This window comes from Streptomyces fuscichromogenes, from assembly GCF_014645815.1.
GTDB classification, from domain to species: domain Bacteria; phylum Actinomycetota; class Actinomycetes; order Streptomycetales; family Streptomycetaceae; genus Streptomyces; species Streptomyces fuscichromogenes.
On record NZ_BMML01000032.1, the window covers coordinates 81,275 to 99,880 of the forward strand.

General features: G+C 73.1%; 12 protein-coding genes. 10 read left to right on the forward strand and 2 right to left on the reverse strand.

Translation table 11 applies throughout. The annotated features are described in order from the left end of the window. Nucleotides 1–261: 261 nt before the first annotated feature. Nucleotides 262–1,497, forward strand: coding sequence for an acyl-CoA dehydrogenase family protein (locus IEZ11_RS43435; RefSeq protein ID WP_189268597.1), 1,236 nt, complete (start codon nucleotides 262–264; stop codon nucleotides 1,495–1,497). 423 nt (nucleotides 1,498–1,920) lie between these two features. Here IEZ11_RS43435 and IEZ11_RS43440 read toward each other — a convergent pair whose 3' ends face one another. Next, a complete protein-coding gene (locus tag IEZ11_RS43440; RefSeq protein WP_189268598.1) occupies nucleotides 1,921–2,526 on the reverse strand; it encodes a TetR family transcriptional regulator in 606 nt (201 codons plus the stop codon). A 170-nt stretch (nucleotides 2,527–2,696) separates the two neighbouring features. Further along, nucleotides 2,697–6,197 carry a carboxylic acid reductase gene (car, locus tag IEZ11_RS43445; RefSeq protein ID WP_229713719.1) on the reverse strand — a complete coding sequence of 1,167 codons (3,501 nt, stop codon included), beginning with the start codon at nucleotides 6,195–6,197 and terminating at the stop codon, nucleotides 2,697–2,699. A 585-nt stretch (nucleotides 6,198–6,782) separates the two neighbouring features. On the opposite strand from car, the gene IEZ11_RS43450 reads away from it, so the two are divergent. From IEZ11_RS43450 to IEZ11_RS43490, 9 genes are all read left to right on the forward strand, one after another. Continuing rightward, nucleotides 6,783–7,850, forward strand: a complete 1,068-nt coding sequence (locus tag IEZ11_RS43450) for a ParB/RepB/Spo0J family partition protein (RefSeq protein WP_189268600.1) — start codon at nucleotides 6,783–6,785, stop codon at nucleotides 7,848–7,850. 164 nt (nucleotides 7,851–8,014) lie between these two features. Then, complete coding sequence (locus IEZ11_RS43455; protein WP_189268601.1) at nucleotides 8,015–8,848, forward strand: 2-amino-3,7-dideoxy-D-threo-hept-6-ulosonate synthase; 834 nt, start codon at nucleotides 8,015–8,017, stop codon at nucleotides 8,846–8,848. A 170-nt stretch (nucleotides 8,849–9,018) separates the two neighbouring features. Then, entirely contained in the window at nucleotides 9,019–10,131 is a 1,113-nt protein-coding gene (locus tag IEZ11_RS43460) for a 3-dehydroquinate synthase II family protein (RefSeq protein WP_189268602.1), read from the forward strand. Between the two features lie 102 nt (nucleotides 10,132–10,233). Beyond that, nucleotides 10,234–11,598 carry an aspartate kinase gene (locus tag IEZ11_RS43465; RefSeq protein ID WP_189268603.1) on the forward strand — a complete coding sequence of 455 codons (1,365 nt, stop codon included), beginning with the start codon at nucleotides 10,234–10,236 and terminating at the stop codon, nucleotides 11,596–11,598. Nucleotides 11,599–11,716: 118 nt separating this feature from the next. Further along, nucleotides 11,717–12,973, forward strand: coding sequence for a cytochrome P450 (locus IEZ11_RS43470; protein ID WP_189268604.1), 1,257 nt, complete (start codon nucleotides 11,717–11,719; stop codon nucleotides 12,971–12,973). Beyond that, on the forward strand, nucleotides 12,970–14,577 hold the full coding sequence (locus IEZ11_RS43475) for a GMC family oxidoreductase (protein ID WP_189268605.1): 1,608 nt from the start codon (nucleotides 12,970–12,972) through the stop codon (nucleotides 14,575–14,577). The genes IEZ11_RS43470 and IEZ11_RS43475 overlap by 4 nt, the downstream gene beginning before the upstream one ends. A gap of 51 nt (nucleotides 14,578–14,628) precedes the next feature. After that, complete coding sequence (locus IEZ11_RS43480) at nucleotides 14,629–16,122, forward strand: aldehyde dehydrogenase family protein (RefSeq protein ID WP_229713720.1); 1,494 nt, start codon at nucleotides 14,629–14,631, stop codon at nucleotides 16,120–16,122. A 32-nt stretch (nucleotides 16,123–16,154) separates the two neighbouring features. After that, nucleotides 16,155–17,162 (forward strand): zinc-binding dehydrogenase, encoded by a 1,008-nt coding sequence (locus tag IEZ11_RS43485; RefSeq protein WP_229713721.1) that lies wholly within the window; start codon nucleotides 16,155–16,157, stop codon nucleotides 17,160–17,162. 126 nt (nucleotides 17,163–17,288) lie between these two features. After that, a complete protein-coding gene (locus IEZ11_RS43490) occupies nucleotides 17,289–18,593 on the forward strand; it encodes a flavin-containing monooxygenase (RefSeq protein ID WP_189268607.1) in 1,305 nt (434 codons plus the stop codon). The last annotated feature ends 13 nt before the right edge of the window (nucleotides 18,594–18,606 follow it).

Here is an 18,606-nt window from a genome sequence, read left to right on the forward strand (position 1 = left end):
CTGCGATGTACGAGGGGACCCGAGGGCCGCCGCATCCGGTGAGCCGTGCGGACCACGTCGGCCGGCCGGCGCCCGGACTCGAAGCGCCGTCGATCAGCGGGCCGGACCTGACGGCCGCGAGTGCCTCCCGCGCCGGGACGTGCGCCAACGCGTGCGTGCGCAAGGAGTGTTCCTGCTCTCGCGGCATCGGCACCTCCCACTAAGAAACCGTTAAGAAAGTATGTTTTCACATCCCTGTCCGCCTCGACAAGGAGCTGAATGATGCTCGATCATGCTGAGCCGCAAGAAAAGCAGCGATCCGGCCTTTCCCGTCCGGTGTGGTCCGGCGGCACGCTCGCCGAGGGCGCCGTACTGCGGGCCGCTCGGGCGGCAGGGCGGTCCGCCCGAGCGGCGGACCGGGACCGGCGACTGGCTCCCGCGGTCGTGACCGCGCTCAAGGAGGCGGGATTCGCACGGCACTTCGTGCCCCGTCGATGGGGCGGCCGGGAAGGCGGTTTCGCCGACCTGATCAGCGCCACGGTGCTGATCGCCGGGCAGTGCCCCTCGGCCGCATGGTGCGGCATGCTCTGGGCCGCGCACGGCCGGTACGCCGCCAGACTGCCCGAGGAAGGACAGCGGGAGCTCTGGGGCAAGGGCCCCGACACGCTGATCGCCGCGGCCCTTGCCCCGCCCGCCGGAACGGCCCGCCCGGTACCGGGCGGCTGGCTGCTGGACGGCCGGTGGGACTGTGTCAGCGGCGTGGACTTCTCCCACTGGGTCCTGCTCGCGGCCCCGGTCGACGGCCTTCCGGCCGCGGCCGGTACGGCACCCGCCGGTCCGGCGCAGGCTTCCGCGTGGGTCCTGGCGGTGCCGCGCTCCGAGGTGACCGTCCGCGACACCTGGCGCAGCACCGGGCTGCGCGGCACCGGCAGCAACTCCGTCGACGTATGCGGGGTGTTCGTCCCCGACCGGCGTGCCTGCCCGCTGGACGACGTGCTCGCCGCCGTGGTCGAGCCCGGCGCCTCACCGGCGCGCCAGGCGCCGGCGCAGCTGGCCGGCGGCCCCATGTTCTGCGCGCCGGCGCTCGGCGCGGCCCGGCTCGCTCTGCGGTCCTGGACGCACTGGGCGGCGACCTCGCCCGCCGGGCGCCCGACGGCCCTGGGCGATCCGGCCGCCCAGCAGGTGCTGGCGCGCTCCGCCGCCGAGATCGACGCCGTGGCCCTGCTGCTGGACCGGGCCGGAGCCGGCGCGGACGCCGAGCCCACCGCACCGCGCGTCGAGGCGGTCAACCGGCGCGACGCCGCGGTGGCGGCCGAGTTGCTGGTGGCGGCCGTGGAACGGCTGTTCAGGACGGGCGGGGCACACGTCCGGGACGACACCAGCGAGGTCCAACGGGCCTGGCGGGACACGCACACGGTGGTGGCGCACGGCGCCCTGCGGCTGGACGCCTCGGCCGGCGCGTACGCCGCCTGGGGCGAGGACGAGTGGTCGGCGGCGCTGCCGTGGGGGCTGTGGTGAGCCGGCCGGCCCGCCCGGTGCTCAGCGACGTCGACGAGACGCGCGAGGAGCGCGTCGTCGCGGTGGGGCCGATGTTCGACTTCCTCGCGTAGCACTGCGGCGACACCCGCGGAACGTGAGGTGCCCGCCGCGCGGCGGACGTCCGCCGGGACCCGTCCCACCGGACGTCCGCCGGCACTCCCCGGGAAGCCGTGAACCGTGAGCATCACCGCACCCGGGCGGCGAGCCCTGCCGCCCGGGTCGAGGAGCCGACCGAGGCCTGGTACACCGAGCGGTCGGACGCCCCCGCTGCTGCCTGGCCGCCACCCGCGGGGCGTGGGAGCCGCGCCGCGACGCGCGGGACACGGTGATCCCGGTGTCCGGATCGTTCACCCTGTTCTCCCCGCTCCGGTAGCCGGCACCGGTTGCCGCGGGGACGGCGTTTCAGCGCTCTTGCGGGTCGGCGGCGGCCCAGCCGTCCCTCGGCGGCCCGGACACGGCCGCCCACAGGTCGTCGAACTGCCGCGCGGCCTCGGTGTCGTCATCCGGTACGGGATGGGGCACCCCGAAGAACACCGACACCAGAAGGCGGGCCACGGCCTCCGGGGGATACCCGCCCGTGCTCGCGTCGCCGGCCTGCGCCTTGGTGACGGCGTCGCCCAGAGACAGGCAGATCCGCTGCACCAACCCGAGGTCGTGCCGGTCCAGATGAGGGCTCTCCACGGCGAGCCGCAACGCGGACCGGGCCCGCGTGTCCTCGCGGAGGTGCCGGGCGAGATCGAGCACGGTCTCCCGCAACGCCCGCACCGCCGCCGTGTCCGGCTCACCGGCCCGCGCCGCGCGCCTGCTCAGCTCGCCCCCGGCCTCCTCGATCAACGCTGCCGCCAGCTCCTCCTTCGAGGAGAAATGCCCGTACAGCGCGCCTTTGGTCATTCCGGTGTGTCTGATCACGTCGAGCAGTGTCGTGCCCAGGTAGCCGTGCGCGGCGAACTCCTCCGCCGCGGCGTCGAGTACCTGCTGCCGGGTGCGGACTGCACGCTCCTGCGTCACACCGACTCTCCGTTCCGAAGGAAAGAAATTCTCAAGGTGTTTCCTGTGAGGGGTAAAGAACCTCGACGTCGATCATGGCCACGTGACCACGTCCGCACATCACCGGAAAACCCCGACCACGGCGTTCTGGCCGGAACCCGGCGCGCGGGCGCCGGGTTCCGGCCGGTGCACTAGACCAGGCCCAGGTGCCGCAGGTCCGCCACGTACTTCTCGATCAGCGGCCGGGACAGGTGCGGGATGTCCCGCTCGGTGCCGATGCCGGCGGCGCGCACCGCGGCGCGGAACCGTTCGGCGGGCAGCGCCGACGTCGTGCGGGGGACGAGCGGCTCCCGCCAGGCGGCCATCAGCGGCAGCAGGGAGTACGGGCGTTGCGTCTGCGGCAGCTTCCGCAGCGCGCCCTCGAACCGCTCGCGCCACTCCCGGTGGCCGCCGACCCGGCGGACGGTGATCCCGCTGTCGGCCAGCCAGTCGACGACGGTGTCCAACGAGACACCGTCGTCGTGCGGGTTGACGGCGTTGAACGTCCGGAACCCGGCGGCGGCAGAGCCCAGGGCGGCCACCGCGGCGGCGACGAAGTCCCCCGGCAGCCCGTCGTAGTGGGCCCGCGGGCGCCGGCCGTCCTGTGTGTCGCCGTAGAATGACTCGGGTGCGATCCCCGTGGCGATCAGGCTCAGCAGCAGGCGGGTGAAGGAGTCCGGCACGTTGAGCTGCCCGCCGTACCCGCTGTGCGCCAGGATCATGCCGGAGCGGAACACGGTCACCGGCAGCCCGCACAGGTCGTGGGCCTCGCGCAGCAGCACCTCGCCGGCCCACTTGCTGGCGGCGTAGCCGCCCGCGTGGCCGTCGTCGATCGGGTAGTGCGGGCTGTCGGCCCTGATGTCGGTGTCCTCGTCCGCCGTGGCCGTGCCGTGCGCGGCCACGGCCACGGTCGACACGTACACGACCGGCTTCAGCCGGGTGGTCAGGGCGGCACGGACGACCTCGGCGGTCCCGGCCACATTGGGTTCGAACAGCTGCCGGTACGGCAGTACGTGGTTGACCAGCGCGGCCGGGTGCACGACGAGGTCCGCCTCGGCGGTCAGTCGCTGCCAGTCCCGTTCGCTCAGGCCGAGGCGCGCCGCGCCGATGTCGCCGGCCAGCACGCGCAGTGCGCCGCCGGCGGTCAGCTCGGCGAAACGGCTCTTGAGCGCGGTGTCCCCGCTGTCCAGGGACTCCTCCAGGCGTCGGCGGGCGGCGCTGTCGTCGGCGGCACGCACCAGGCAGACCAGCGTGCCACCCACCGGGGCCAGCCGCTGCAGCCACTCCATGCACAGCAGCCGGCCGAGGTAGCCGTTGGCCCCGGTGAGCAGCACCGTGCGCGGCTCGCCGGCCGGCGGGGGCAGGGCCGTGCTCGCCGTGAGTGTCGCGGCGTCGACGAACCTGTCCAGGGTGAGGTCCCCGGCCCGCGCCGTGGTGGCGTGCTCGCCGTGGACGGCGGCGAAGGTGGCACGCGGCGCCGCGGCGGCACCGCGCAGCCGCTCCACGTGGCCGGCGATCTCGCCCAGGCTGTTGGCCGGTCCCAGGAGGGCGGCGACCGAGACCTCGACGCCGAAGATCTTCCGCAGCAGGCCGGCGAAGGACAGCGCCGACAGCGAGTCTCCGCCCAGGTCGGTGAAACGCCGCTCCGGGTCCGGCTGGGCGTCGAGCCCCGACAGCAGTGCCTGCGCGGCGCGGGCGACGGTCTCGGCCACCGGGCGGCCGCGGTCCTGCCACACCGCACGCAGCTCCGCGGCCTGGCCCGCGGCGAGTTCGGCGTAGCGCTGCTCCAGCCGTTCGCCGTAGCGTTCCTTCAGCCGTGGGCGCAGTTGCTTGGTCGAGTCGGTCAGCAGACCGTTGTCCTGGCTGAACGGCACGGTCTCGACGATCAGGTCGCGCGGGATCTCGTACGGCGCCAGCCCGGCCTGCGCGGCGACGCTCTGCAGCGACCGGGCGACCGCCGCCTTGAGCGCCGCCTCGTCGTCGGCCTGCGCGAGAGCCTCCGGGGTCGGCACCACCACGGCGAGCAGGTAGGCGCGGGAGCTGTTCCCGTACACGAAGACCTGCCGTACCAGCGGGCTGGCGACGAGCGCGGCCTCCACCCTGGACAGCGCGACGAACTCCCCCTGGGAGAGCTTGAGCACGTTCTTGCGCCGGTCCACGTAGACCAGTTCGCCGGGCGCGGTCTCGGCCATGATGTCGCCGGTGCGGTAGTAGCCGTCCTGGTCGAAGACCTGCGCGGTGTCCTCGGCGCGCCGGTAGTAGCCGGGGGTGATCAGCGCGGTCCTGACCAGGAGTTCGCCGCGCGGGTGGGGGGAGTCGGCGGTGGAGTACCCCAGTTCGGGCACGTCCACGAGCTTGTAGTCCAGCACCGGCGGGCTCTGCACGCGGTGGTCCAGCATGACCAGACCGGTCTCGGTCGTGCCGTAGCTGTCCAGGAGCGGGACGTCCAGGGCGGTGCGCAGGAACTCGGCGAGCTCCGGGGCGAGCGGGGCGGAGCCGCAGGGGGCGTGGATGATCCGCCCGCCCAGCACGTGGTCCCGCAGGTGCGCGATCACCTCGGCGTGGTCGGCGTCGCGCAGCTCGCCGCGTGCCGCGCGCTGGTTCAGCTGGGCGTGGTAGTTCTCGAAGAGCAGCTCGCAGACCCGCGGCACCAGGGCGATCTCGGTCGGCCGGATCAGTGCCAGGTCGTCCAGGAGAGTGGACAGGTCGCTGTCGGCCACGAAGTGCGCGGTGCCGCCGGTGGCCAGCGTCTTGATCACCAGCCTCCTGGCGACCAGGTGGCTCTGCGGCAGGAAGTTGGCCGTGATCGACGGGTACTGGTGGTCGGGTCCCGCGGGCGGGCGCCACATGAGGGACACCGTCGACTCCGGGAACATCACGCCCTTGGGCGTGCCGGTGCTGCCGGAGGTGTACACCAGTGCCGACAGCGCGCCGTCGGCACCGTCGTCCGGCAGCAGTTCGGGCACCGGCGGCAGCGAGCCCGCGCGGCCGACGACGTCGGACAGCAGCTCCAGTGACATCGGCGCACCCGTCGTGGCCAGCAGCCGGCCGGCCGTCGCCAGCGCCTCCCGGTGCTCGGGGAGCTCGGGGTGGTGGTCGAAGACGAGGATCCGGCGCACACAGGTCTGCCCGGCCAGCGCTTCGAGCACGGTCGCCAGCCGGTCGGTGCTGGTGGCGAAGACACGCGGGGCGGCCTCCGCCACCAGGTGACGGATGTGGTCGACCGAGGCGTTCGTGTGCAGCGGCACGGCGACCGCCCCGACCTGACCGCAGGCCAGGTCGACCGTGGTGTAGTCGGTGCCGGCGAACCCCAGGATCGCGACGAAGTCCCCGTCGCGCAGCGGGTGTCGCGGGTGGTGGTACCAGTCGGCGGCGACCGCGCTCAGCCGCGACCACAGCTCGCCGTACGAGATGGTGTCGAACCGGGGCAGCAGCCGCACGGTGACGCGGCCGTCCACGCTCACGTACTGCCGGGCCCGCTCGCCGAGCGCGGGCCGGTCGGCGTATGCCGCAAGGGTTCGCCCGACGATCCGGGACAGGCGCTGCCCACGCCCGGCGGTCTCCTCGAAGACGCCCGCCACCGGCATGCTGCCGACGAGCTCCGGTTCGGCCCGGAACAGCTCGGCAATACGCTGCTTCCGGTTTTTCCGCACGGATGCACACGTGTTGGTGCCTGATGAATCAATACCCATGACCACGCCTTTCTGTGACCGTGAATTCTTTCCGGCACATGAGGCCGGCCGAGAGCCCGGCCGAAATTCGAAGGAGGCCGCTGCGGGCCGAGCCGGCACAAGAGAACGGGGGCACCGGTGGCCACGGCGCGGTCAGCTTACCGGGCGAAAAGAAAGAGGAACCAGATTGCGGGGGAGGGGTGCGGAACAGCGCCGCGAAATCGATCCGCATTCTTCTCGCGCGAACGCGGCGCACGGTCACGGCGTTGCACGGCGGGCCGGCCGGGCTACGCTGCCTCCGGTGGCCGCCGCACGGCCCATCCCCCGAGACCGTGCGGCGGCCCTCGTGCTGTCCGCTCCCGGCCCGGCGAGGTCCCTGAGGCCTGCGTACGCGGTCGCCGGGGTGTGCAACCGGGGATTTCCCCAGTCGCACACCGCGCCGATGCCACGCCGAGGTTGCAGAAAAAAACCTTGGCGGAGGTATTCTTATGGTGGGTCGTCCGGAGTGCGCACGGGCTCCGAGGCCCCTGACCGGGAGCGGCAGGTGTGGCTGAGGAGTGGTCGAACGTGACGAACAGTGAAGCGGCGCTTCAGCGGCAGGACGCCGGCGTTCACCCGCCGGAGCGCGTGGACGCCGAGGTGCGGTACGTCGATCCCGACGCCGGCGCGGACGTCGAATGGATCCCGATCACGGAGCTCGACCTGTCCCACTCGCCGCGCTCCGAGGGGGAGAGCGGCGAGCACGTACGGGTCCTGGCGGAGTCGCAGGCCGACCTGCCGCCGATCGTCGTGCAGCGCGGCAGCAACCGGGTGGTCGACGGCGTGCACCGGGTCCGGGCGGCCCGGCTGCGGGGCGAGGCGGCGATCCGGGCCCGCTGGTTCGACGGCGACGACGCGAGCGCCTTCGTCCTGGCGGTGCGGCTGAACGTGCGGCACGGACTGCCGTTGTCGCTGACCGACCGCAAGGCGGCCGGCACCCGCATCCTCTGTGAGCAGGAGGACTGGTCGAACCGGGCGATAGCGTCGGCCGTCGGGCTGTCGCCCAAGACGATCGCCGCCCTGCGCGAGGCGGTCGGGCGCCCCGGCGGGCAGGCCAGGATCGGCCGCGACGGCCGCGTGCGACCCGTCAGCATCGCCGCCGGGCGCGAGCGCGCCAAGGAGATGCTCCTACGGGAACCCGCCTCCTCCCTGCGGGCGGTGAGCGCGGCCGCGGGGGTGTCCACGGGCACCGTCCGCGATGTCCGCGACCAGCTCCACCGGGAGATCGAGGCGGCGATCCCCGCACAGCGGCGCACCCCGCCCGCACGGACCGTGCCGGCGCCGCCCGCGCGGACGCCACGCGCGCAGGCCGCGTCACCGGCGCCGGTCACGCTGGACCGGTCGGCCGCACTGCTGCGCTCCCTGCGCACCGACCCCTCGCTGCGCTTCAACCAGTCCGGCCGACTGCTGCTGAGCATCCTCGCGGTGGTCGCCATCGACCCACAGGCACAGGACGGTCTCGTCCTCGGCCTGCCCGACCACTGCCTCGACTTCGTCGCGGAACTCGCGCAGGTGAGTGTGCAGACATGGCAGGACCTCGCCGTGCGCCTGTCGGAGCGCAGGTCGGCGCCGCCGGGCAGAGGCGGCCGGCGGTAAACCCTGAAAAGCCGGAAAATTGCGGGGCTTGACGGGCCGGTGAATTCCTTGGTTCTGTCTTTAAAGCAGCACCGGAAACACCGCGAGAAACTTCGCAGAAAGTGCGCGGAATGCGCACCGGACAAGTGATCCGGTTATCTGGGTAGGGAAGGGGTGTTGAGAAAATGACCGATTCATACGGCTGGACCGGAAAAGATCGTCGGGTTCAGCGGATTATCCACTCCGCTTCCGGGACGACATTCCTGGTTCCGCTCGACCATTCCCTCGCCGACGGTCCGGTGGCCTCTGCCGCCGGATTCGGCGGGCTCGTCGAGGCGATGGCCGCCAACGAGGTGGACGGGATCATCGTCCACAAGGGGCGTGTCCGGTTCCTGCCGGCCGACGCGCTCGGGCGGCTGGCGTTGATCGTCCACCTGAACGGCAGCACGCAGCACGCGCCGGACGCGGACGAGAAGATCCTGGTGGGCGCCGTGGAAGAGGCGGTCGCCCTGGGCGCCGACGGCGTCAGCGTCCACATCAACCTGGGGTCGGGCACCGAGGCCGCCCAGCTCACCGACCTCGGCGCGGTCGCCGGCAGCTGTGCCCGCTGGGGACTGCCGCTGCTCGCGATGGTCTACCCGCGCGGCCCCCGCATCACCGACCCGGCCGACCCCGTCCTGCTGGCGCACGCCGCGAACGTCGCGGCGGACCTCGGCGCCGACATCGTGAAGCTCCCGTACACCGGTTCGCCCGTGACGATGCGCGAGGTCGTCGAGGCCAGCCCGATCCCGGTCGTCACCGCCGGCGGCGGTGTGCACGCGGACAGCGGGACGTTCCTCGACCTCATCGACAGCACGATGGAGTCCGGTGTGCTCGGCGTCGCCGTCGGCCGCAACGTCTTCCAGGCCGCGGACCCGGGCGCGCTGGCCCGTTCGGTGGCCCGCCGGGTCCACGCCGGCCCCCGGTCGCTCGAACCGCTGGCCGCCCTGCGCCAGGAGCTGTCCGAGGCGGCCCTCTGACGGGTGCCGCTTCCCGGCGCTCCCCCTCGTCCATTCCTCCGGCCGTCCTCCCCGGCCGTTCCCTCCACCGCACACTGTGACGCTCCGTCACCGCACGCCGTGACGATCCGTCACCGACAGCCATGCGCGCGACCACGACAGGCAAGCAACCCACAACCAAAGGTGCGAACATGAAATCCGCATGGATCGACCTCCGCGGCACCGCCGCCGAACTCGCCACCGCCATCGTCGAGGAGAGCACCCACATCGGCGTCGAGACCGTGGTGCTGGACGACCCCGAGCTGGCCGGCAAGGTCCCGCCGAACGTGCAGAAGGCCGCTGTCGTCACCGGTGAGACGCCCACCACCCTGATCGACCGGCTCGTCGACGTGGTCGACATCCTGATCGCCGACCACAGCATCGCCGAGAAGTTCGAGGGCATCCGCCCCGGCCTGCGCTCCGGCGTCCTGATCAAGGTGCTGGACGAGCAGAGCCTCGAGCTCGCCTGCCGGATCGCCAACGAGGCGGAGCTGACCCTCGTCGAGTTCCGACAGGACCCCAGCAAGATCCCGTTGGAGATCCTGCTGGCCGCGGCCGACAAGGCCAAGGGCTCCATCGTCACCGTCGTCGAGGACGTCGAGGACGCGGCCACCACCATCGGCGTGCTCGAACGCGGCTCGGACGCGGTGCTGCTGGCCCCCAAGCGCGTCGGCGACGCCACCGAGCTGGTGCAGGTCACCCGGGGCGAGTCCGCCTCACTGGAGATGGAGGAGCTGGAGATCGTCGAGCTCACCCACCTCGGCCTGGGCGACCGGGTCTGCGTCGACACCTGCTCCCACCTGCGGCCCAACGAGGGCATCCTGGTCGGGTCGTACTCCACCGGCCTGGTGCTCGTCAGCAGCGAGACCCACCCGCTGCCGTACATGCCCACCCGCCCGTTCCGGGTCAACGCGGCCGCGCTGTCCTCCTACACCCTGACGCCCGGCAACCGCACCCAGTACCTGTCCGAGCTGCACTGCGGGTCGGAGATCCTGGCCGTCAGCACGGACGGCAGCGTGCGCACGGTGGTCGTGGGCCGGATCAAGATGGAGTCCCGCCCGATGCTGCGGATCGAGGCCCGCACCCGCAGCGGTCAGCTCGTGGACATGGTCGGCCAGGACGACTGGCACGTCAGGGCGCTCGGCCCCGGCGGCAGCGTGCACAACTTCACCGAGCTGCGGGCCGGCGACGTCATCCTCGGCCACACCATGACCGACCAGCGGCACGTCGGCTACGCGATCCGGGAGTTCCTCCACGAGCAGTAGAGCCCGAGCCGGTCACGTGACCGCCGTGGGAACCGGCGGTCGGCGCGGCACTCGAGCAACGTCTTCCACGTCCCACGGATCTGAAGGAAGAGAGTGCGTGAGATGGCGCTCATAGTGCAGAAATACGGCGGAACCTCAGTCGCCACTCCTGAAAAGGTCATCGAAGCGGCACGGCAGATCCGGGCGGCGCGCGAGGACGGGAACCAGGTCGTCGTGGTCGTGTCCGCCATGGGCGGGGCCACCGACGAACTGCTCCGGCTGGCGTCCGCGGTGACCGCCCGCCCCGACGCACGCGAACTCGACGCCCTGCTCTGCACGGGCGAGGCCGCGTCCGCCGGACTGGTGTCGCTGGCGCTCAACCACCAGGGCGTCGTGAGCCGCTCGTTCAGCGGTCCCGAGGCGGGCATCCGCACCGACCACCGCCACGGCCGGGCCACGATCGTGGAGGTGGACCCGCGCAGGCTGCGGGAGGAACTCGCCAGGGGAACCGTCCCCGTCGTCGCGGGCTTCCAGGGCGAGTCCATCGCCACCGGGGCCCGCACCACCCTGGGCCGCGGCGGCTCCGACACCACCGGAGTCGCCCTGGCCGCCGCGCTCGGCGCGGACCACTGCGAGATCGTCACCGACGTCGCCGGCGTCTACACGGCCGACCCCCGCACGGTCGTCGGTGTCCGTCGGCACACCTCCCTGCTCTACGAGGAGATGGCCGAACTGGCCGTCAGCGGCGCCAAGGTGCTCGCCTCCGACTCGGTCGACTACGCGCGAACCCACGGCGTCGACCTGAAGGTGCGCTCCAACAGCTCCGCGGTCGGCCCGCGGACCTGGGTGGGCGACGGCCGGCGCGCGGCCGGGGCGGCGGCCGGCGAGTCCTGGACACCCGTCGGCCTCGGCCGCCCCATCGCCGGGGTCGCGGGGCGCTCCGGCCTGGTGCGGTGCGTACTGCGCCGGATCACCACGGACCACGTCCTGCGCCTGCTCGGCGAACTGGCCGAGCGCGAGACCGAGGTCGAACTGCGCCGCTACGGCAACCTCGGTACCGAGGACGCCGGCGACATCGCGCTCACGCTGCCCGAGGACAGCGTGGAGGAGATACGGGAGCTCCTGGCCGACACCGACCGCGGCATCCGTCTCGACGAGGCGCACTGGACGTCCAACCTGGCTCGGCTCTCCGTCGTCGGCCTGGGCATCGGCCGGCGGCCGTACGCGCCGCTGCGGCTGCTCGAAGCCCTGCGCTCGGCCGGTGCCGCGCGCACCGACCTGCACGTCACCTCCAACCGGCTCAGCGTGCTGACCGGCCGCGGCGACCTGGCCGCGGCGACCCAGATCGTCCATGACACCTTCCTGTCCGAGCTGGTGACACCCCTGGTCCAGCAGGCGGGCCCGGACCGCGCCGGCACGGCCTGGCCACTGGCCGCCGGGAGGGGACAGCACCACGTCGCGCTGCCCGCCCTGGCCGCCGCCGAGTGACCCCGGCCCCCACACCGCGAGGGAGAACACCGATGTCCGCCATCCGACTCGACCCCGGCCGTCCGGGCGGGCCGACAGCGCGCGGCCCCGCCGGCCGGCCGCACCGGGAGAGTCCCCGATGACCACCACCCCGGCCTTCGACCCCGTATTCGACCCCACCCGCGACGACCAGCTGGCCGACCCCTACCCCGGCTACGCGCGGATGCGCGCGCAGTGCCCGGTCTTCCACGACCAGGACCGGGACATCTGGGTCCTCACCCGCCACGAGGACGTGGTGCGGGTCGTCCACGACCCCGAGACGTTCTCCTCCGAGAGCGCGGTGCGGATCACCTCGGGACCCGAGTCCGACGAGGTGAAGCAGGTCCTGTCCGAAGGCTGGTCGCTGACGCCCAACCTGACCGAGAGCGACGGCGAGGAGCACACCCGGCTGCGCGTGGCGGTGAACCGCGTCTTCACGCCGCGGCGCGTGGCGGCGCTGGAGCCCTTCGTCCGCGGCACCGCCGAGGACCTGATCGCCCGGTTCGCCGCGGACGGCAGGGCCGACATCATCGAGGGCTACGCCTGGCCCCTGCCGCTGATGGTCATGGCACGGATCCTCGGCGTACCGCCCCGGGACGTGCCGCTGCTGCGGCAGTGGAGCTCCAACTGGCTGAAGCTGTCCGTCGGCATCGGCGAGCCGGCCGAGCGCGTCGACTGGGCCAGGGACGTCGTCACCATGCAGCACCACGTGATGGCGCTGCTGGACGGTACGGACATGGCCGACGAGGACTCGCTCGTCTCCTCCCTGGCGCGGTACGGCGCCGAGCACGGTCTCGACGACGTGGAACTGATGCGCATCGTGATGAACCTGATCATCGCGGGGCACGTCACGGTCACCCGCGCCATCGGCAACGGCCTCGTCACCCTCCTGGAGCACCCCCGCCAGCTCGCGGCCCTGCGCGCCGGCGAGGCATCCGTCGAGGCGATGGTCGAGGAGATCCTGCGCTACGAGTCCCCCGTCCAGGGCCTGTTCCGCACCGTGACACGGGAGACGGAACTCGGCGGCAGACGGCTCGTGCCCGGCGACCGTGTGATGGTCCACTGGGGCTCCGCCAACCGGGACGGATGCGTGTTCGAGGACCCGGACGAGTTCGCCCTGCGCAGCAGGCCCGGCCGGCACCAGATGGCCTTCGGCCGCGGCGTCCACGCCTGCCTCGGCGCCTCCCTGGCACGGCTCCAGCTGCGCGTCGCCATCCCGCTGCTCTTCGACCGGCTCCCCGGGCTGCGTCTCGGCCCCACCGGCTCGCGCACCCGCGAACGGCTGGTCATCGCACGCGGCTTCGAAGAACTGCGCCTCCACTGGGACGTCCCACACCTGCGGGAGGCAGCACCATGACCGCACCAGCCTCCGACCCGCGACCCGTCGCCGGCCGACCCCGGTCCGGACCGGCGGCCGCCATGACCCACGACGTGATCGTGATCGGCGGCGGATCCGCCGGCTGCGTCCTCGCCAACCGGCTGAGCGCCGACCCGCGGCGCTCGGTCCTGCTCCTGGAGGCGGGCCCCGACTTCGCCACCACCGCCGGCACACCGGCGGACATCAAGGACGCGACCTACGCCCCGTACACCTACGACTGGGGCTACCGCTCCGTCCCGGACGCCTTCGGCAACGAGGTGCCCGTACCGCGGGGCCGCGTCATCGGCGGTTCCTCCGCGGTCAACGTCTGCGTCGCCATGCGGGCCCGGCCCTCGGACCACGACGCGTGGGCCGCCGCGGCCGGCCCCGCATGGGGCTACGCACAGATGCTCCCCCTCTACCAGGAGATGGAGCACTACCCGTACGGCGAGGAGAAGTACCACGGCCTGGGCGGCCCCTACCGCATGACACTGGGCGCCCCGGCCGACCTCGGCCGGCACGCCGTCGCCGCGCAGCAGGCCGGCGCGCGCCTCGGACACCCCGAGGTCGCCGACTTCAACGCGCCCGGCGCGCCGGGCTTCGCCCGCACCCCGCTCAGCGCGGCCGACGGCATACGGCTGAGCACCGCCATCGGCTACCTCAACCCCGTCCGCGACCGGCCCAACCTGCGGGTGCGCGGCGAGACACTGGTCGACCGGGTGCTGTTCCGAGGCACCCGGGCCCGGGGAGTACGGCTGGCCACCGGGGAGGAGATCCCTGCCCGGCACGTCGTGCTCAGCGCCGGCGCCTACAACTCGCCCGCCATCGCCCTGCGTTCGGGTATCGGTGACCGCGGTGACCTGACGGCGCTCGGCATCGGCGTGGTGGCCGACCTGCCCGGGGTGGGGCGCAACCTCACCGAGCACCCCGCCTACTGGAACGTCCACGCGGCCAAGCCGCCCGAGGCCGAGGCCCGGTCGGTGTTCGGCAGCGTCCTCAGCGTCGCCACCGGACCGGACGAGCCCGACTTCGACGTGCAGATCCTGCCGTCGGCGGCGGTGCCGGCCGGCAGCCTGCCCGAGCAGTTCGTGCCCCGCGCCGAACACCATCCCACCGGCTGGGACATGGTCTTCTTCGTCTCCTGCGTCCAGCCCCGCTCCCGCGGCAGCGTACGGCTGTCCTCACCCGACCCCGAGGCCGCTCCGGTGATCGACCTCGGCCTGTACACCGCCGCCGACGACGCCGAACGGGTCGCCGACGGAGTGCGCCTGGCCCGCCGGCTGGCCCGTACCCGCCCGCTGGCCGACCTGCTGGCCGACGAGCGGGTACCGGGCCCGGACATCAGTGACCGGGAACTGGCCGACACCGTCCGCCGCGCGCCGGCCCACTACAACCACGGCAGCGCCACGATGCGCATGGGCCGGCCCGGCGACCCGACCGCCGTGGTCGACGCCGACGGCACCGTGCGCGGCGTCGAGGGACTGACCGTCGCGGACGCCTCGGTGTTCCCGGCGATGCCCCGGGTGGCCACGAACGTCCCGGCCATCGTGGTCGCCGAGCGGATCGCCTCGGTGCTGCGCGAACGACTCGCCCCGCGCGACTGAGCCCTGCCCCAGCCCATGCCGGCGTGCCCGGCGCACGAACAGGAGGATTCCGTGTCCACGACCGTCGAAACCGTACAAGTCCTGCGTACCCGCTGGTCGTCCGAGAACGAGGCCGACCGCTTCACCGTGGACGACCCGGCGACCGGACGGCCCCTGGCGGTCATCCAGGGCGCCGACGCCGAGGGGGTCGACCAGGCGGTGCGGACCGCCCACGAAGCCCACTACGCGTGGAAGGCCCGCACCCCGCGCGAGCGTGGCCGCTGGCTGTGGAAGGCCGCCCAGGTGATCCGTGAGCACGCCGACGAGATCGCGGCCCTGGAGTCCAGCGACAACGGCAAGCCCTACTCCCAGGCACGCCAGTTCGACCTGGAGGGCGCGGTCACCATCTTCGAGATGTTCGCCGGTCTGTGCGAGGCGATGCCCGGCCAGGTCCGTGACGCGGGCAGCATGCTCGACGTCACGGTGTCCGAGCCGTTCGGCGTGGTGGGCGCGATCGTGCCGTTCAACTGGCCCCCGCTGCACACCGCGGGCAAGCTCGCCCCCGCCCTGGCGGCAGGCAACGCCGTGGTCATGAAGCCGCCGGAGCAGGCGCCGCTGTCGGTGCTGCGCATCGCCGAACTGGTCCAGTCGGTGCTGCCGGACGACGTCGTGCACATCGTGCCCGGCGGCGGCTCCACCGGCGCCCACCTGGCCGGTCACAAGCTGGTCGGCAAGATCTCCTTCACCGGCGCGCCCGCCACGGGCCAGGCCGTGATCAAGACGGCCGCCGACAACCTGACGCCGACGCTGATGGAACTCGGCGGCAAGAACGCCCTGATGATCTTCGATGACGCCGACCTGGAGTCGGCAGTGCCGTGGGCGGTCGAGGGCGGCTACTTCAACCAGGGCGAGGCGTGCACCGCCGCCTCGCGGGTCCTGGTCCACGCCGACCTGCACGACGAGGTGGCCCGCCGCCTCGCCGCCGCCGTCGGACGGCTGAAGGTCGGCGCCGGCCGTGACGCGGGCACCCACGTCGGCCCGCTGGTCAGCCCCGCGCAGCGGCAGCGGGTGCTGGACTACCTGGAGATCGGCGTCGGCGAGGGCGCCACGATCGCCGCGCAGGCGCCCCTGCCCACCGACCCGGACCTGGCGGACGGCTACTACGTGCCGCCGACCCTGTTCACCGGCGTCACCCCCGAGATGCGGATCGCGCGGGAGGAGATCTTCGGACCGGTCGTGTGCCTGATCCCCTTCCGGAACGAGGCCGAGGCCGTCCGTATCGCCAACGGCACCGAGTTCGGCCTGGTCGCAGGCGTGTTCACCCGCGACTCCGAGCGTGCCCTGCGGGTCAGCCGCGAGCTGCGGGCCGGCATCGTGTTCGTCAACCACTACAACCGCTCGTTCACCGGCACCCCGTTCGGCGGTGTGGGTGCCAGCGGGTACGGGCGTGAGCACGCCCTGGAGACGCTGCGGGAGTACAGCTTCAGCCGCAGCCTGCGCCTGCCCTCCGGCCGCGAGGCGATCCCCCGCTGGGCGCCGTCCCTCGACGTCGTCGGCGAAGCCTGACCGGTGTCCGCACCCGTGCAAGGTGGTCGCAGGTGAGTACGACGATGCGCGCGGCGGTCTGCGTCGAGGCGGGCGGTCCCGAGGTCCTGCGGATCCGCGAACTCCCGGTCCCCGAGGTCCGCGACGGCTGGAGCCTGGTCCGCGTGGAAGGCGCGGGCCTGAACCGCTCCGAGCTGAGAACCCGCCAGGGACACTCCCCGGGTGTCTCCTTCCCCCGCGTGCTCGGCATCGAGTGCGTGGGGACCGTGGCCGACTCCACCGACCCCCGGCTGCCGGCCAGGACCACCGTCGCGGCGGTGATGGGGGAGATGGGCCGCAAGTTCGACGGCGGCTACGCGCAGTACGCGCTGCTGCCCGACGACCTGCTGATGCCGGTGACCACCACCCTGCCGTGGGAGGTGCTGGCCGCGCTGCCCGAGACCTACCTGACCGCGCACGGTGCCCTGGACACCCTGGGCTTCGCACCGGACGGCGGCGGCCGGCTGCTGATCCGCGGCGGCACCTCCTCGGTGGGGCTGGCGGCGGTGCGGATCGCCGCCGCCCAGGGGGTCGAGACCGCGGCCACCACCCGGAGCGAGGAGAAGGCCGGGGCCCTGAAGGCGGCCGGCGCCGACCACGTCCTTCTGGACGACGCCGGGCCGCTGACGGACACCGTGCGCGCGCTGTGGCCCGAGGGCCCGGACCACGTCCTGGACCTCGTCGGAACCCGCACCGTGCCGGACTCGCTGCGGCTGGTGCGCCGGGGCGGGACGGTCTGCGTGGCGGGCTCGCTCAGCGGCTGGCTGCTCCCCGACTTCGAACCGATCGCGACGATCCCGACCGGAACCAGGCTCACCGCCTTCCACAGCGACACCCTCAGGGGCAGCGCCGGCCAGGGGCTGTTGCAGCGGATCGTCGACGAGGTGGAGGCGGGCGTCTACCGGCCCGACCTCGACCGCGTCCTCGCGCTGGACGACATCGTGGCCGCCCACCGCCGCATGGAGGCCGACGAGGCCACCGGCAAGACGGTCGTACTGCCCTGGGCCGCCGCCGGCACATGAACCGACACATGAACCGACACATGAACCGACATGAGCCTGCACATGAACCGACGGACGAGCTCACGGATGACGCACCACCACGTGACGAGCATCCATCCACTTCCTATGCGGACCAGGAGCGCTGCCATGATGACCGAGTTCGTCGAGACCGCCGTCGTCGGAGGGGGCCAGCAAGGGTGCTCGGTCGCGGGTTCGCTCGCCCGGCTCGGCTACCACGCGGTGGTCTTCGAGCGGGGAGAGATCGGCCAGGCCTGGGCGAAGGAGCGCTGGGAGAGCCTGCGCGTCAACACGCCCAACCGGACCGTCACGTTCCCCGGCATGCCCTACGACGGCGACGACCCCGAGGGGTACATGCCCGCCCGTGAGGTCGCCTCCCGGCTGCGGCGCTACGTGGCCGAGGCGGGCATCGACGTGCGCGAGCACACCCCCGTGCGGTCGGTCGAGGCACCCGTCGACGCCCCCGCCCACCCCGACGCGCGCTTTCGGCTGCACCTGGAGAACGGCCGGACCGTCGAGGCCCGCAACGTCGTCGCCGCCCTCGGTGGCTACTCCGCGCCGCGCCTGCCCGAACTGACCGCCCGGATCGACCCCTCCGTCACCCAGCTGCACACCCGCTACTACCGCGACCCCGGGTCCCTGCCGCCCGGCGCGGTGCTCGTCGTCGGCTCGGGGAACAGCGGCCAGCAGATCGCCGAGGACCTGCGCGACGCCGGCCGGCAGGTGTACCTCGCGGTCGGCCGGCACAAGACCTCGCCACGCCGCTACCGCGGTGCCCAGGTCCTGGACTGGCTGCAACTGCTGCCGCTGGAGGGCAACCTGGAGTCCGCGTCCGGCGGGCGCGGCGACTCACCCGTACTGCCCGGCGTGTCCGTGCTCAGCGGCAAGGCGGGCGGCCGCGACCTCAGCCTCGGCGTGCTGGCCCGCAAGGGCGTCACCCTCGTCGGCACGGTCCGCGGCGCGCAGGGCACCACCCTGCTGCTGGAGGACAACGTCCGCGCGATCGCACGGGACGCCGCGCGCGCCGAGAGCGAACTCCTGCGGGCCATCGACACCGCGATAGCGCAGCACGGCCTGGTCGTGCCCGAGCGCACCCCCGTACCGCCCTTCGACCCCTCGCTGTTCGAGGACCACGGGGACGAACTGGACCTGGCCGCCCGGAACATCACGACGATCGTCTGGGCCACGGGGTTCGTGCCCGACTACCGCATCCTGCCCCGCGCCGCCCTGGACGCCGGCGGCATGCCGGTGCACCGTGCGGGGACCGGCTCCCTGCCGGGGCTGTACTACGCGGGCCTGCCCGAGGGCGGCTCGGTGATGCCCCTGCTCATCGCCTCCACCCGGGTCCAGGCCGAGCGGGTCGCCCGTGGGATCCACCTGGACAACACCCTGCGCCACCGCTCGCCGGCGGCGCTCGGCCGACTCTGGGGCTGACCACCACCGGCCC

Bases quoted from the DNA above. Each gene is read 5' to 3' on its own strand.
- IEZ11_RS43435 (WP_189268597.1), top strand. From the start codon at position 262: ATGCTCGATCATGCTGAGCCGCAAGAAAAGCAGCGATCCGGCCTTTCC.
- IEZ11_RS43455 (WP_189268601.1), top strand. From the start codon at position 8,015: ATGACCGATTCATACGGCTGGACCGGAAAAGATCGTCGGGTTCAGCGG.
- IEZ11_RS43460 (WP_189268602.1), top strand. From the start codon at position 9,019: ATGAAATCCGCATGGATCGACCTCCGCGGCACCGCCGCCGAACTCGCC.
- IEZ11_RS43465 (WP_189268603.1), top strand. From the start codon at position 10,234: ATGGCGCTCATAGTGCAGAAATACGGCGGAACCTCAGTCGCCACTCCT.
- IEZ11_RS43470 (WP_189268604.1), top strand. From the start codon at position 11,717: ATGACCACCACCCCGGCCTTCGACCCCGTATTCGACCCCACCCGCGAC.
- IEZ11_RS43475 (WP_189268605.1), top strand. From the start codon at position 12,970: ATGACCGCACCAGCCTCCGACCCGCGACCCGTCGCCGGCCGACCCCGG.
- IEZ11_RS43490 (WP_189268607.1), top strand. From the start codon at position 17,289: ATGATGACCGAGTTCGTCGAGACCGCCGTCGTCGGAGGGGGCCAGCAA.